This is a genomic window from Brevundimonas sp. UBA7534 (genome assembly GCF_002479325.1).
Lineage (GTDB): Bacteria > Pseudomonadota > Alphaproteobacteria > Caulobacterales > Caulobacteraceae > Brevundimonas.
In genome coordinates this window covers 5,532-19,977 of the sequence record NZ_DLMO01000176.1, presented here as the reverse complement: position 1 = coordinate 19,977, position 14,446 = coordinate 5,532, and the positions used below count along the sequence as shown (strand labels likewise).

16 protein-coding genes, 2 tRNA genes and 1 pseudogene are annotated in these 14,446 nt (G+C 64.7%); 11 read left to right on the top strand and 8 right to left on the bottom strand.

What is annotated here, in order from left to right; genetic code table 11:
• Positions 1-237: 237 nt before the first annotated feature.
• Both B2U11_RS14825 and B2U11_RS14820 read right to left on the bottom strand, forming a co-directional pair.
• Entirely contained in the window at positions 238-681 is a 444-nt protein-coding gene (locus tag B2U11_RS14825; protein ID WP_082382688.1) for a DUF305 domain-containing protein, read from the bottom strand.
• 146 nt (positions 682-827) lie between these two features.
• Complete coding sequence (locus B2U11_RS14820) at positions 828-1,241, bottom strand: MerR family transcriptional regulator (protein WP_054765702.1); 414 nt, start codon at positions 1,239-1,241, stop codon at positions 828-830.
• Between the two features lie 68 nt (positions 1,242-1,309).
• On the opposite strand from B2U11_RS14820, the gene B2U11_RS14815 reads away from it, so the two are divergent.
• Together B2U11_RS14815 and B2U11_RS14810 are read left to right on the top strand one after the other, a co-directional pair.
• Positions 1,310-2,074, top strand: a complete 765-nt coding sequence (locus B2U11_RS14815) for a glutaredoxin family protein (protein ID WP_055808283.1) — start codon at positions 1,310-1,312, stop codon at positions 2,072-2,074.
• A 243-nt stretch (positions 2,075-2,317) separates the two neighbouring features.
• Positions 2,318-2,641, top strand: a complete 324-nt coding sequence (locus B2U11_RS14810) for a hypothetical protein (RefSeq protein ID WP_003170295.1) — start codon at positions 2,318-2,320, stop codon at positions 2,639-2,641.
• A gap of 94 nt (positions 2,642-2,735) precedes the next feature.
• Here the strand turns inward: B2U11_RS14810 and B2U11_RS14805 are convergent, their stop codons facing one another.
• Positions 2,736-4,064 (bottom strand): hypothetical protein, encoded by a 1,329-nt coding sequence (locus B2U11_RS14805; RefSeq protein ID WP_155800760.1) that lies wholly within the window; start codon positions 4,062-4,064, stop codon positions 2,736-2,738.
• Positions 4,065-4,163: 99 nt separating this feature from the next.
• Complete coding sequence (locus B2U11_RS14800; RefSeq protein WP_156314196.1) at positions 4,164-4,940, bottom strand: NACHT domain-containing protein; 777 nt, start codon at positions 4,938-4,940, stop codon at positions 4,164-4,166.
• A gap of 185 nt (positions 4,941-5,125) precedes the next feature.
• Between B2U11_RS14800 and B2U11_RS14795 the strand changes: the two genes are divergently transcribed.
• From B2U11_RS14795 to B2U11_RS14780, 4 genes are all read left to right on the top strand, one after another.
• Complete coding sequence (locus tag B2U11_RS14795; protein ID WP_003170292.1) at positions 5,126-5,761, top strand: hypothetical protein; 636 nt, start codon at positions 5,126-5,128, stop codon at positions 5,759-5,761.
• Positions 5,762-6,054: 293 nt separating this feature from the next.
• Positions 6,055-6,438: a hypothetical protein gene (locus B2U11_RS14790; RefSeq protein ID WP_054765707.1), complete on the top strand. Its 384-nt coding sequence runs from the start codon at positions 6,055-6,057 to the stop codon at positions 6,436-6,438.
• Positions 6,439-6,457: 19 nt separating this feature from the next.
• Positions 6,458-7,114, top strand: a complete 657-nt coding sequence (locus tag B2U11_RS14785; protein ID WP_003170290.1) for a hypothetical protein — start codon at positions 6,458-6,460, stop codon at positions 7,112-7,114.
• Between the two features lie 70 nt (positions 7,115-7,184).
• A complete protein-coding gene (locus B2U11_RS14780; RefSeq protein WP_035285540.1) occupies positions 7,185-7,958 on the top strand; it encodes a DUF3307 domain-containing protein in 774 nt (257 codons plus the stop codon).
• Between the two features lie 542 nt (positions 7,959-8,500).
• Here B2U11_RS14780 and B2U11_RS14775 read toward each other — a convergent pair.
• Positions 8,501-8,866: a hypothetical protein gene (locus B2U11_RS14775; RefSeq protein WP_292072869.1), complete on the bottom strand. Its 366-nt coding sequence runs from the start codon at positions 8,864-8,866 to the stop codon at positions 8,501-8,503.
• Between B2U11_RS14775 and B2U11_RS14770 the strand changes: the two genes are divergently transcribed.
• Positions 8,852-9,367, top strand: coding sequence for a Dps family protein (locus B2U11_RS14770; RefSeq protein ID WP_292072866.1), 516 nt, complete (start codon positions 8,852-8,854; stop codon positions 9,365-9,367). The genes B2U11_RS14775 and B2U11_RS14770 overlap by 15 nt on opposite strands.
• Positions 9,368-9,380: 13 nt before the next feature.
• Here B2U11_RS14770 and B2U11_RS14765 read toward each other — a convergent pair.
• Positions 9,381-9,463: transfer RNA gene (locus tag B2U11_RS14765), tRNA-Leu, on the bottom strand.
• Between the two features lie 248 nt (positions 9,464-9,711).
• On the opposite strand from B2U11_RS14765, the gene lon reads away from it, so the two are divergent.
• The 3 genes from lon (at position 9,712) to B2U11_RS14750 (ending at position 12,610) form a co-directional block, all read left to right on the top strand.
• Positions 9,712-12,111: an endopeptidase La gene (gene lon, locus B2U11_RS14760; RefSeq protein ID WP_292072865.1), complete on the top strand. Its 2,400-nt coding sequence runs from the start codon at positions 9,712-9,714 to the stop codon at positions 12,109-12,111.
• A gap of 115 nt (positions 12,112-12,226) precedes the next feature.
• On the top strand, positions 12,227-12,502 hold the full coding sequence (locus tag B2U11_RS14755; protein WP_292072864.1) for an HU family DNA-binding protein: 276 nt from the start codon (positions 12,227-12,229) through the stop codon (positions 12,500-12,502).
• Between the two features lie 31 nt (positions 12,503-12,533).
• A tRNA-Val gene (locus tag B2U11_RS14750) sits at positions 12,534-12,610 on the top strand.
• Between the two features lie 47 nt (positions 12,611-12,657).
• Here B2U11_RS14750 and B2U11_RS14745 read toward each other — a convergent pair.
• Complete coding sequence (locus B2U11_RS14745) at positions 12,658-13,530, bottom strand: SDR family oxidoreductase (protein ID WP_292072862.1); 873 nt, start codon at positions 13,528-13,530, stop codon at positions 12,658-12,660.
• Between the two features lie 187 nt (positions 13,531-13,717).
• Between B2U11_RS14745 and B2U11_RS14740 the strand changes: the two genes are divergently transcribed.
• The gene (locus B2U11_RS14740) at positions 13,718-14,029 is read left to right on the top strand and encodes a winged helix-turn-helix transcriptional regulator (RefSeq protein ID WP_292072860.1); all 312 of its coding nucleotides are present in this window, start codon (positions 13,718-13,720) and stop codon (positions 14,027-14,029) included.
• A 54-nt stretch (positions 14,030-14,083) separates the two neighbouring features.
• On the opposite strand, the pseudogene B2U11_RS14735 reads toward B2U11_RS14740, so the two are convergent.
• Positions 14,084-14,446: pseudogene (locus tag B2U11_RS14735) on the bottom strand (autotransporter domain-containing protein); the annotation flags it as partial.

Genomic DNA, 14,446 nt, shown 5'->3' with positions numbered 1-14,446 from the left:
CATCATCAGCGTCATGTAGAGATTGTTCAGATTGAAGTTGAAGTGATCGAGCGTCGCGATCATCGTGAACATCACCAAATACATGATGATGAAGTGGACGATGAGTTCAATCGCGAGGTTGCGATAGCTCTTTTCGTGCATGAGTGACCTCCCGCCGGCGGACAGACGCCGACGATCGACGCCGTTCAAAAGCAAATACGCACGGGCAGACCAGTCCCCGCGCGTATTCGTCCCGCGTCAGGCTCCGGGCTGGACCGAACCCGAAGCGGGGGTTGCCGCGGCGGACCGATGTTGCGCGACCCACTGCTCCAGCGCCGTGATCTCCTGGCGCTGCATCGTAATCGTCTTTTCGGCCATCTCGCGGAGCGCAGCGTCCGGGTTCTCGCGCATCAGAACCTCCGACATGGCGATGGCGCCCCGGTGGTGCTCGATCATCTTCAGGGCGTAGGTCTCCTGCGGGTCTGCGCCGTGCGCCTGCATCATGGCCTGATGCATCTGCTGTTCAGAGGTGGAAAAGGGCGTCTCGGGCCCCGCCATCGGCTGGACCGCCGGAACGCTGTGTTCGGCCGCCGACCCCGAGTCGGCAGTCGCGGTTCTATCGGCCTGTCCCGCAGGATTGCACGCCGTGAGGAGCACGGATAGCGCGGCGGTCGCCAGACCAACGTTCAGTTTGATCGACATCTTCGTTCTCCGAAAGTGATGATCAACGAACAGTTCTGGCTGCGGGACGTTCCGGTCCTCGCGCTTGCGTGGCCACGCAGTCGGGTTTTTCCCAGGCGGGACGGCTGCCGGCCCTCGCACCCCGTTCGCCAAGACAGGGCAAGATTTCAAACCTTTTCACCCTGAAAGGCCGAAATGATCGGACACGGTCCGCTGTCGTTCGCCGCGCAAGCGCTCGCCAGTCGGCGCAACGCCGCTCTCGCCCCCTCAAGATCGGAGATGGTTCGATCCAGCGCCTCCAGCCTCTCCGCGGCCAACGCACGGGCGCGCGTGCGATCCTCGCCAGCGTCGAGCGACAACAGCTCTTTGATCTGCTCGAGGGTGAAGCCCGCCGTCTGTGCGGAGCGAATGAACTTCAGCTGGCGCACGTCCTCCTCGCCATAGCGTCGAACGCCCGCGCCAGCGCCATCACGCGACCATTTGTCAGGCGTCGAAAGCAATCCGCGACGCTGATAAAAGCGGACAGTCTCCACCCCGACGCCGCCGTCTCGCGCCAACCCTGCGATCGTCCGAACGTTCATGCTTGACTCCGTATCTAGGTACGGAACCTAAGAGCTGTAGCTCGGATTTGAAGATCAAGGAGCCTGCAATGACCAAGACCGCTGTCATCTATCGGATGGTGATGCCCGACCACACCTGTCCGTGGGGGCTCAAGGCCCGGCATCTTCTCAAGAGCCGGGGCTACAAGGTCGAGGACCACTGGCTCACGACCCGCGAGCAGACCGACGCCTTCAAGGCCGAGCACGGGGTGAAGACAACGCCGCAGGTGTTCATCGACGGCCAGCGTGTCGGCGGCCACGACGATCTGCGCCGCTATCTCGGTCTCAAGGTCCGCGATCCCAAGGCGACCACCTACACGCCGGTCCTCGTCGTCTTCCTGACCACCGCCGTGATGGCGACGATGCTCAGCCTGACGATTTTTGGCACGCCGTTCACCGTGCGGGCAGGGGAGTGGTTTATCGCCCTGTCTATGATGGCCCTCGCCATGCTGAAGCTCCAGAACATCGAGAGCTTCTCATCCATGTTCCTGAACTACGACCTGCTGGCCAAGCGGTGGGTGCCATACGGCAAGGTCTATCCGTTCGCCGAGTTCGGGGCAGGCGCGTTGATGGTCGCGGGCGTCCTGACTTGGTTGTCGGTCCCGGTGGCCCTGTTCATCGGCGGCATTGGCGCGGCCTCGGTCTTCAAGGCTGTCTACATCGACAAGCGCGAACTGAAATGCGCCTGCGTCGGTGGAGACAGCAATGTGCCGCTTGGCTTCCTATCCCTGACCGAGAACCTGATGATGATCGCCATGGCGATCTGGATGCTGGTTATGCACTACGCTCTGCCGGCGTCAGCGATGGCGATGTAGGTTCTGTTCATGCTAGTCTAGCGGAGGCAAGTGAACGCGCAAGAATCGATTGTTAATTCGAGTTTGAGATTGTCAATACGTCTCGAAAGATTGCGCGATCACGCGGTTTTTACATCGGTCTATTTATCTAATGTTTTCAGAACCAAGCCGAACGGTCGGGCGGCGAGCCGGTGTTAAAGTAGGTGGGCCGCGAAAAAACCAACTGATTCATGATTTTATCCAGCTTAGAGCAATCGAGTGGGAATGGTCTATCTGATCGTGCTGGAGGCGGACGGACGCCTCCATCCGCGCTGGCTGTCCGGCCGGTCTTTCGAGGCCGCCCGTCGTGAAGGCCTGCGGTGGATCCGCTGTCGACCTGACGCCGTGCAGGCCTTGTTGTTTGAAGGTTCCCGGTTGCGCGCGGTGCTCGATCAAACCAGCGAAAAAGCCCGTGACGATCATCCGGTGTCTGAGCGCGACCTTTACAAGGCGTCCCGCGCCGGATCCCGCCTTTCGACCATCCAATCGCGGGCGCCGGTCGTCACGGTAAGGCGGGCGGAAAGAATTTCGTCGGGCGGGGGGGGCTAGGGTCAGCGCGTCACCTCGCCCCCGGCAGGAGAAAATGGGTGATGCCCAGTCTTTGCCGCCTATGAGCGGATTGCCGCCCAAATGCGATCCGGCCTCAATCTGACCAGGTGGCGGGGCCGATGCCGGCGATCTTCGACCCATCGCGGCCATAGACGCCGGCGATGTCTTCGATCGATCCGATCTCGACATAGAGACAGCCGTCCGCTGCGGTCTTCAGATATCCCAAAGGGTCCACCGCGAACCGGACCTCCCGTTGGTAGGCATAGGCCATCAGCTTGGACCGGATCGCCTGCAGGCCGTCCCCGGGCGGATAGTAGGGGTCGAAGTAGTCGTTCTGGACGAGACTGTACGTCCCGCCGGGCGCAGCATCAGCCAGGACGGGCGCCGCGCGTTCGAAAAAGGCCCGAACATCGAAGACGACCAGAAAGGCGTCCTCGTCAGGGTCCGCGCTGGCGAAGGCGTCGAGCAATCGCGGGTCGAGATCGGAGCTGAAGGACATCATCCAGTAGGGATGATCGACCAGCGCGCCGGCGTCTTCGGACCGGCGTTGTCGCGCGAAACTCACGTCTCCGATCGCCTCGATCGCGCGACCGTCTTCGGTGGTGATCCGCAGGACCTGTCCGGGTCTCTGGTAGGCCTTGGCCATCTCGTCGTCGGCGCGGGCGGCGTCCAGGCGGGAGTCGTCATAGGAGGCCGCCGGCGCAAAGCGAAGCTGTCCCGCCTGAAGCATCTGCATCAGGTATCGTTTCTGGCTCAGGCGCACGAGCAGTTCCCCGCCGCCGGTGTTGACGCCGCGCAGGGCCGGGGCGAGCACGATGGGCGGCGGGATGACTGGGGCCGGCACGGGCGTCAAACCGCGACGCTCGAACTCCAGGAGCGTCAGGTGACGCGCCCGCCACCACCACCACGGGCTCTTCCATCCGCTGAACGCCGTGTGGCCGGCGGAGACGGGCTGGCCGGTGTCGAGATACTGGATGTTGGTCTCGATCGAATCCAACCGCTTCTGCAGCGCGGCGTCGTCCACATTGACCAACCGACTCACCCCCGACTTCGACAGATCGATCTGATCGGTGAAGGCCCAGACTTCCGGGTCGAAATGGCGGGTGTCGACGCGGCGCAGCGCGAGAAGCTCGTTAAGCAGAGGCGTCCCTGGCAGATGGGCGCCGATATGCAGAAACTCCATATCGGCGGGCGCGATGTCGAAGCCCGCGATCGGACGAACAGGGCTAAGTCCGTATGTCCTTTCCCTCGTCCGGCGTGATGTCCCGGGGTTCGGCTCTGCGAGATTGATATAGCCGCTGGGAGGTCGGTCCGGGCTCAGGCTTTGGGCTATGAGGGTCATGCGCGTTCTGATTCCCGCATTGGTACTTCTCGTCGGCTGCGCGCCGGAGCCGCCTACTGTCGAAGGGCGGGCGTCGGTCATCGATGGCGACACCCTGGAAGTCCACGGCGTCCGCATCCGGCTGTGGGGTGTGGATGCGCCCGAGGGCCGGCAGGTCTGCGACGATGCGCAGGGCAGGGCCTATGCCTGCGGGCGGCTGTCCGCCAATCGGCTGGCGGCCCAGGCGCCAAGGCGCCGATAGCCCTCCTGGTAACGCTTCAGGCCGCGCAGGACATGAACGTGCTCCTCCGTCGAGGTGAAGGCGCTCGGCCGCCCCGATAGGACGACCTTGGCCTTGCCGTGCGTGAGCCGGTTCAAGCTCGCGATCTGGGCCCGAAAGTCGCCCCACGTCATGGCATGCTTCATCTCATCGAACCCGTCGAGGGCCACCAACAACCGGCCCTTGTCGCTGAGTTCCAGGAAGTGATGGACGTTGAAGCCGTCCACCGGGAAGTCGTGGGTGAACTTGCCACCCAACAGGCCTTCTAAACTGGAATATCGCGCGTACTCACCGAGACCGATTAGGATCGGGCGGCGTGCGTAGGGATCGGACAAGGCCCGTTCGGCCTGGTTGGCGACTAGGCGCTTGATGAAGCTGGATTTGCCGGCACCGTAGCCGCCCAAGATCGCGATCGGTTGATAGTCCTCGCCGTCGATCCAGGTCGTGACGGCTTCGAACAGCAGGGTGTCCGTCTCGGACAGGGTGCGGTGATCACTTTCGTATCTGGCCAGGCGCGCGCGGCCGGGAATGTAATAATCGCTCAGGCCATCCTGGTGGAAGAGGCCGGTCAGGGAGCGGACGTAGTCGGTCAGCCCCAGGATCTCGTTCTCAAGTTCCCAAATGGTCTGATGACGCAGGCCTGCCTGCTCATCGACATAGGCCTGGGCGTCCGTAGACAGACCTTGGCGCGTGATCACCAGCAAAGTGGCCGGCGCGGATTTCTGGACGATGCCGCTATAGTCGGCCCAGATGGTGACTAGGTCGGACCGGGTGGCCGATCACAGGCTATCTCGATGCGCTTCGCCCGCCTCCCGGGTGGAAGACCGAACTGGCGCTTCTGGCCGCCTATTCCGCTGATCCGATCTCGATCGTCGCCGCGCTCTTGGCGCTTATCGGGCGAGACGATGAAGACCGTCCGGCGTCCCGTCGCGACCTCGCGGACGCCATTGAAGCGCTACGCGGCAAGACCCGGGTCATTATTCAGCGCGGGCGTCTGGCGAAGATGGCCAGGGTTCCCAGACTGACGGGGGTTCTGGATCAGTTCGTGAGGGACGTGCCCTTCGATGAGCGTCACCAGAGCTGGCATCCCAAGGCGGCCCTTGTTCGGATGCGGTCGGAAAAGGCCTTCGAGTGGCGATTGTGGGTCGGAAGCCGCAATCTCACCGCGCCGGAAAACCGGGACCTTGGTCTGGTTCTCGTCAGCGGCCAGCAAGCCAAGGGCCGCCTCGTGCCAGGGGCGGACGATATCGCGCGGCGCCTGGCCGAGAGGGCCGGTCTGGGCGGTTTGTCGCCAAGCCGCTTGGCGACGGAGGTTTCTGCGCTGAAGTGGCGGGCGCCCGACGGGGTGCGTGTAGATCGCCTCCGGATCAGCCGGGGTCAGAGCGAATGGAGCCTTCCGATCTTGCCCGAAATGGTGGACGCCCTGACCGTTGTCAGCCCGTTTCTCGATGCCGGCTTCCTTCAGCACTTGTTGAAGACGAGATGCCGAACGGGGGAACAGGGAGGCGAAAATCCGTAAATTGCTGGTCGCCGAGAGTTTGAGGCTCAAAAGCTCGACCACATCGGAGGAGCGCCTTTTGGGGGCGCTCGTCGAACGATTTGTCCGATCGCGAGCGGATCCGCAGACACGTGAGGAGGCGCTCCAACGGCGAAACGCGGAGCTTCGCGAACGGGACGGCGTGGATCGGGGGCGCTAGAGGGCGCGCTGTCGTGTCCTCATAAAGGGGGTATCTACAACTGATTTTGGTTGTTAACTGTTGATACAACCAAAATCAGTTGTATGGTCATCGTCAAAGCGTAGGGTCAGGGTCAATGAAGTTTGGCGCCGTCGAGATGATAGGAGGCGCGGTCGTCGTGGCGGCGAGCTTGAGCGCTTGTAGTCGCCAAGCCGATGTCGCGCCGCCGACCCTGGTCCAGTTCACGTGCAGCTTCGAGCCGGCCGCCCCGATGACCATGGTCATCGACACCGGCCTGCGGACCGCCCGGTGGATGAATCTGCCGGCTCCGAGAGAGGGGAGCGCGTCGGTTTCGTCTCATCAGTACCGGATTGAGTTTCCGGCTCTGGAAGACGCGCCCCCAGTCCATGCGCGTGTGAACCGCTACGACGCCACGATCCTGCGGACAATCGGGGACGGCGCGACGGCGGTGCGCCAGACGGGGCGCTGTGTGAAAGACGAGACGGGGCCGCGCCTGTGATCACGCCGGAGAGCCTTTCATGACCACGCGCGCGGTTCTGACCGGAGACCTCGTCGGCTCCAGCCGGCTCACCCCCGCTTCTCTTGAGGGGGCCCGGGACGCTTTCGCGACCGCAGCCACGGAGATCGAAACCTGGCGGGCCAAGCTGGTCGGAGCGCCGGCCGACTTCTTTCGCGGCGACAGCTGGCAGATGCTGCTGACGCAGCCCGGGTTCGCTCTGCGCGCGGCGCTCTATATTCGCGCCAGCCTGAAGGCCGGGGACCCCGAGTGGGATACGCGCATCGCCATAGGCTACGGCGAGGTTGATCGCATCGACAAACAGCGGACCTCCCTGTCCTCAGGCGAAGCCTTTCTCCTGTCCGGTCGCGCCCTGGATGATCTTGGCGACACGGTCGACATCACGGTTCGAGGTCCTCAAACGGGTCTGAAGTGGGGCGCCTTGGGTCCGCTCTCTCACCTCTGCAGCGTGCTGATGGATGACTGGAGCCAGAAGCAGGCGCAGGCGGCCAGGCTGGCTCTGGCGCCGGAGGCGCCGACCCAGGCGCGCATGGCGGAGATGCTTGGGGTCTCGCAGCAGGCTGTGAGCAAGGCGCTTTCCGCCGCCAAGATCACCGCCTTGCTGCGCGCCGTCGACTATAGCGAGGCGTTGACCTGGAACCGGGTGAGACTGATATGACAACCCAATTCGGTTGTGATCGTCGCCTACAACCCAAATGGGTTGTTACAAAGCGCGGGAGCGTAGCACGGTGATCGAAACCTTCCTGCTGTTGCTGGCCGGTCATCTGCTTGGCGACTTCGTCTTCCAGTCGGACGCCCTGATTGCCCGCAAACAGACCTTGCGGGGCTTGGCGGACCATGTGGCCATCGTCACGGTCCTGACCTTGCTGATGCTGGCGCCGACCCGGCTGTCCATACTCGGCCCGGTGGCCATCATGGCCGCCAGCCATTTCGCCATGGACTGGCTAAAGGTCCACCGGCTGGGCGACCGGCTGTGGGCGTTCGGCCTGGATCAGGCCGTCCATATCGCCGTGCTGGTCGGTCTCGCCGTCGCTTGGCCGGCCATGGCCTCGCAAAGCCTGTGGGGGCTCCAGCCCTCGCCGGTGCAGGTCCAGATCTACGCCGCGCTCGCTGTGCTGTGCGGGGGCGTGGTCGCCGTCTGGGTGGGTGGCGTCGTCATCAAAAAGCTCGTCGAGCCGCTTTCACCGGCCGGGCGCGCCGCCAACACCCTTCTGACGACCGGCGTCGCCTCAGGCCCGATCGTCGGCATGCCCAACGCCGGCAAATATATCGGCTGGTTGGAGCGCGGGTTGACGCTGACCTTTATCCTCATCGGCCATCCTGAGGGGGTCGGCTTTCTGCTCGCCGCCAAATCCATCCTGAGGTTCAGGGACGTCCAGGATCAGAACGATCGCCACCAGGCGGAGTACATCATCATCGGCACCTTCCTGAGCTTCGGCTGGGCGCTGGCCGTCGCCCTGGCGACCCAGGCCGCTGTGCTGCACTGGTTGCCCAAGGGCTGACATCGCAGCCTTAACCGCGGCGGCAGGGCGCCTTATCGTCTACGAGCGTTTTGCGCCGGAGATCCTCGCCTCAGATGTCTTTTTCGGTCGGACTGCCGAACTGTTTGACGAAGGTCGTATAGGGACAGCGGCCGATATAGCGGCGCTGAACGCCGAGTTCGGGTCGCTGAAGACATTCCGGGAGTGGCTGGCTTCCACGGGCAAACCGCTCCTTCAGGAAGCGGTCGGACGGTGATCTGATCTCTACGGGCCCGCGCCAGTTTCGCGATTGAGAGGACCACCGAGTCCTCTCCGCGCCGCCAAATCGTAAAATCTGACCGCTCATGGCGTTTTACATCGTCTTGCTAAGTCATTGATTTCACTAGGTTCGGATAGCCGGGGTTTTACAGCCTAAGTGTCTGTTTCTTCTTCAGAGATTTCAGATTTTGGTACCGTCATTCTAGGTTCGAGTCCTAGTTCCCCAGCCATCTCGGTCCTCCCGACAGGACGTAAGACGCAGCCCGCTCGGGTGATCCAGCGCGCCTTGCGCCGATCGTGCAACCTCAGGCCGTCGGGCTCCACCACAGGAACAGCGCGATCAGCGCCGCGATGACCAAGGCGGCGACTCCGATGGCGGTGGCGGACACGCGAAAGGCGCTGCGGGCGATCTTCTCGTCCGGGCTGGTGTAGTCGACGTCGATAGGCGGCATTCCCGGCTTGCGCGCGATTTTCCGGGCGGTGTCTTCGTCGGTTTCCATCATCGGTGAACGCGTCGCCTGACGAAGCGTTTCTCGCGGCGCGCTGCATCGATGCGCCTGATGGCCGGCATAAGCAGAATTGACCCATGTCAGGGCTTTCGCCGCCGCGATCTGCTGCTTAGCTAGACCGCAGGATTGAGCCGAGGAGATTGGATCATGGCTGACGCGCACGACCGGCGCCTGGCGCCGCTGAGAACCCCCACCAGCCTGTCGGAGGAGGCGACCCGCGACATTTCCGCAGCGCTGACCGGCCTGCTGGCCGATGTCTTCGCCCTCTACCTGAAGACCAAGAACTTCCACTGGCACGTGTCGGGTCCGCATTTCCGCGACTTCCACCTTTTGCTGGACGAGCAGGCGGCCGAACTGTTCGCCATGACCGATCCGATCGCCGAACGGGCGCGCAAGATCGGCGGCGTGACTCTGCGCTCCATCGGCCAGATCGCCGGCGAGCAGCGCATTCTCGACAACGACGCCGACTACGTCGATCCGTTCGACATGCTGGCCGAGCTCCGTGACGACAACAACGAGCTGGTCGGCTGGATGCGCGAGGTCCACGATCTGTGCGACGAACACAACGACGTCGCCACCGCCAGCCTGCTGGAGAACTGGATCGACGAGAGCGAAAAGCGCGTCTGGTTCCTGTTCGAGGCCGGTCGTCGCGGCAACGCCTGACTTCGCCTCGAGATGGTGCGGCTAGAGGGACTCGAACCCCCACGGTCTCCCGGCAGGACCTAAACCTGCTGCGTCTACCAATTTCGCCATAGCCGCGACGCCGCCTGCTCTACAGATGCAGGCGGCGCCGGGCAAGCGGCGGCGCACGGCCTGCCGCCGACCCGCCGCCTCCGTCACGTGCATGTGGGCGGTTCGCCGGCGACGCTTGAACCCGGCGACGTGCGAACCACATACTCCCTCGAACGCCGTCGGAATCGACGGGCCGCGACGAACCGCCGAAGCATTTCGCAGGAGCAGGCGTCGCGGCGGGCCGGAGATCATCAAGGGCCCAGGAGTTATGCATCATGTCCGAGACGAAAATCCTGCCCGTCCTGCCGCTGAGAGACATCGTGGTCTTTCCGCATATGGTCGTGCCGCTGTTCGTGGGTCGCGAGAAGTCGGTCAAGGCGCTCGACGAGATCATGAAGGGCGAAAAGCAGATCCTGCTGGCCACCCAAAAGAACTCGGTGGACGACGATCCGGCCCCCGACGCCATCTATCCCACGGGCGTGTTGGCCAGCGTCCTGCAGCTGCTCAAGCTGCCTGACGGCACCGTCAAGGTGCTGGTCGAGGGCAAGGGCAGGGCGCGCCTGACGCGCTTCACCGACCGCGCCGACTATTTCGAGGCCGAATGCGAGGAGATCGCCGACGAGCCGGGCGACACCGCCCAGTCGGAGGCGATGCTGCGTGCCGTGGTCGAGCAGTTCGAGAACTATGTGAAGCTGAACAAGAAGGTGCCGCCCGAGGCCCTCAGCTCCATTCCTCAGATCACCGACGCCTCCAAGCTGGCCGACTCCGTCGCCGCCCACCTGTCGGTCAAGATCAGCGACAAGCAGGGCCTGCTGGAGACCATCGAGGTGCCCAAGCGCCTGGAGAAGGTCTATGGCCTGATGGAGGGCGAGATCAGCGTCCTGCAGGTCGAGAAGAAGATCCGCTCGCGCGTGAAGCGCCAGATGGAGAAGACCCAGCGCGAGTATTATCTGAACGAGCAGATGAAGGCGATCCAACGCGAGCTGGGCGAGACCGACGACGCGCGCGACGAAATCATGGAGCTGGAGAAGCGCATCCGTAAGACGCGCCTGTCCAAGGAAGCCCGCACCAAGGCCGAGGCCGAGGTCAAGAAGCTGCGCAACATGAGCCCGATGTCGGCGGAATCGACCGTCGTGCGGAACTATCTGGACTGGCTGCTGTCCGTGCCGTGGGGCAAGGCGAAGCAGAAGCCGATCGACCTGCAGAAGGCCGAGGACATCCTGGAAGAGGATCACTTCGGGCTTGAGAAGGTCAAGGAGCGGATCATCGAGTATCTGGCGGTGCAGGCGCGCACCGGCAGCCTGAAGGGCCCGATCCTGTGTCTGGTCGGCCCGCCGGGCGTCGGCAAGACCTCGCTGGCCAAGTCCATCGCGAAAGCCACGGGCCGCGAATACGTCCGTATGTCACTCGGCGGCGTGCGCGACGAGAGCGAGATCCGCGGCCACCGCCGGACCTACATCGGCTCCATGCCCGGCAAGATCATCCAGTCGATGAAGAAGGCCAAGACGACCAACGCCTTCGTCCTGCTGGACGAGATCGACAAGCTTGGCGCCGACTGGCGCGGCGACCCGTCCTCGGCCCTGCTGGAGGTGCTGGACCCGGCGCAGAACTCGACCTTCGGCGACCACTATCTGGAGGTGGACTACGACCTGTCCCAGGTCATGTTCGTGACGACCGCGAACAGCCTGAACATGCCGCAGCCGCTGATGGACCGGATGGAGATCATCCGCGTGTCGGGCTACACCGAGGACGAGAAGGTCGAGATCGCCAAGCGCCACGTCCTGCCCAAGCAACTGCAAGACCACGGCCTGAAGGACGGCGAACTGATCGTGCCGGACGAGACCATCCGCGACCTGATCCGCTATTACACCCGCGAGGCCGGGGTTCGCTCTCTGGAGCGCGCCCTGGGCGGACTGGCCCGTAAGGCCGTGCGCGAGATGGCCAAGACCAAGGCGATCTCCATCACCGTGGATGCGGACAAGCTGGCCGAATACGCGGGCGTCAAGAAGTTCCGTTATGGCGAGACGGACGAGGAGGATCAGGTCGGCATCGTCACCGGCCTGGCCTGGACCGAATTCGGTGGCGACATCCTGACCATCGAGGCGATCAAGATGCCCGGCCGCGGTCGCATGACCGTGACAGGCAACCTGAAGGACGTGATGAAGGAGTCGATCTCGGCGGCGGCGTCCTATGTCCGCTCGCGGGCGCTGGCCTTCGGCGTCAAGCCGCCGGTGTTCGAGAAGACTGACATCCACGTCCACGTGCCGGACGGCGCCACGCCCAAGGACGGTCCGTCCGCCGGCGTCGCCATGACGGTGGCGATGGTCTCGGTGCTGACCGGCATCCCGATCCGCAAGGACATCGCCATGACCGGCGAGATCACCTTGCGCGGCCGCGTCACCGCCATCGGTGGCTTGAAGGAAAAGCTGCTCGCGGCGCTCCGCTCGGGCGTCAAGACGGTGCTGATCCCGCAGGAGAACGAGAAGGACCTGGCCGACGTGCCGGACAATGTGAAGTCGGCTCTGGAGATCGTGCCGATCTCGACCGCCGACGAGGCGCTGAAGTGGGCCCTGACCGGTTCGCTGACGCCGGTGGAATGGGACGAGGCGGCCGAGCCTCTGCCCGCGCCGGCCCCGGCGACGACCGACCCGGCCACGGTGTCGGTCAGCCACTGATCCGGCCCTTGATCGACCTTGATGCGCCGCCGGGATCCGTCCCGGCGGCGCTTTCGTTTTTGACCTGGCCGGCGTTAGGCCGTTTAGTGATTCGCTTGCAGGCTGTGGGGATGCGATGACCAGGACGGAATTGATCGGCCGCATGGCCACGGCGGCGGACATCAGCCGCGATCAGGCCAAGGCGGCGCTGGAGGCCTTCACCGACGGCGTGGTGGAGGCGCTGACCCACGGCCGCGACGTGCGCCTGGTCGGCTTCGGCAGTTTTGTCGCCGTGGACCGCAAGGCCGGCGTGGCGCGCAACCCCCAGACCGGACAGGCGGTGGCCCGCCCCGCCTCGCGCACCGCGCGCTTTCGTCCCGGTGAGGGGCTGAAAAGCGCCTTGAACGGCTAGGGCGCGACGGGCATAAGCCCGGCTCGCATTCGGGCGGCTAGCTCAGCTGGTCAGAGCACCTCGTTTACACCGAGGGGGTCGGGGGTTCGAACCCCTCGCCGCCCACCAAGTCCTCAGGGGGCCGCCGCGCGGCCGCGACGGCCCCCGCTTCCGGCTCAGCCACGCAGGGCGTCGGCGATGGCCTGGGCGAAGGGCGTGGTCGGTCGACCCAGAAGTTGCGACATCCGCCGTCCGTCATCGAACAAGCCGCCCTCGGCCGCGCCGCGGTCGGAGTTCGCCAGCATGGCGGCGATCGGCTCCGGCAGCCCCGCGCCGAGCAGGGCGGCGCGATAGTCGGCCTCGCTCATGTCGATATAGGGGAGGTCGCGTCCGGCCTGGCGCGACAGTTCGGCGGCGAACTCCGCCAGGGTGAAGGCCTCGTCGCCCGCCAGTTCCAAGACCTCTCGCTGTCCCGCCTCATCGTCGAGCAGGGCGACGGCCGCGGCCTCGGCGTAGTCCTGGCGCGTCGCCGCCGAGATGCGCCCGTTGCCCGCCGCGCCGATGAGCGCCCCATGCTTCAGCGCCGAGGGAATGGAGGCGGCGTAGTTCTCCGTGTACCAGCCGTTCCGGAGCAGGGTATGCGCCAGGCCGCTCTCGGCGATCAGGGCTTCGGTCTGGCGATGCTCGTCCGCCAGGCCCAGGGACGAGGTCTTGGCGTGCAGGAGGCTGGTGTAGGCCAGACGCGACACGCCCGCGCGGCGGGCCGCCTCGATCACGTTGCGATGCTGCGGCACGCGTTGGCCCACGGCGTTGGACGAGATCAGCAGCAGCCGTTCCGCGCCGTCGAACGCACTCGCCAGCGTTTCAGGGGCGGCGTAGTCGCCGACACGAACGCCCACGCCCGGCGCAAGAAGGGCCTTGGCGCGCTCCGGGTCACGCACGATGGCGACGATGGAGGCGGGATCGACGCGCTGCGCCAGCGCGGCGACCACGCGGCGACCCAGTTCGCCGGTCGCGCCGGTAACGAAGAAGCGGGGGGAAGAGCTCATGGACATCTCCAGTCCGACAAGGTTGACGTGGTCTCATTTGGAGACCATCAGCCCAGCTGTGAAGACGGCACTTCGCCGTCACCAGGTTACGCCGAGGGAACCGATGGAGCCGCACGACAGGTTGGGCGACAAGTTCACGCAGTGGTCAGGGAGGGGGCTCGACGCCGGGCGGTGTCCGGTTCGCAATATGCTTGATCGCCTGGGGGATCGCTGGTCGATGCTGCTGATCGGCGCTCTCGCCGCCGGGCCGATGCGTTTCAGCGCCCTGTCGCGCGCCGTGCCGGATGTTTCAAAGCGAATGTTGACCCAGACCCTGCGGACGCTGGAGACCGATGGCTTGGTCAGCCGCGAAGTCGCGCCGACCACGCCGCCCAGCGTGACCTATGCCCTGACGCCGCTGGGGCGCAGCTTCACCGGCCCCCTGCTGTCGCTGATCGAGTGGGCCGAGCTGAACTTTCAGGCGGTGATGGACGCACGCTCGCGCAGTCGGGCGGCCTGAACGAAAAAGACCGCCGGATCGCGCCGGCGGCCTTCGTCTTTCGCGTCGGTCCGATCAGAACCGGAAGCTGGCCCGCAGCAGCAGGGAGTAGCGGACGTAGTCCTCCAGCAGCTCGGCGTCGCCGGTGATCGACAACATGCCCAGCTCATTGCCGACGTTCAGGCGGAAGCCCAGGATCGGCCCGCCGCCCTCGATCGCGTCGGGCGTCAGGATGAAGTCCGGCCCGCCGCTGGCGAAGCGGGCGATGGTCTCGCCGGCGTCGACCGAGATGTTCTGGCGATAGCCGACACGCAGTTCAGGCCGGATCCAACCATTCCGCCCGAATCCGTAGCCGATGTTCATCGCCGCCACGGCCGAGAAGATGTGGCTGTCGCGGCCGTCGATATCCAGATCGAACCCGTCGCCTCCGCCCGTCTC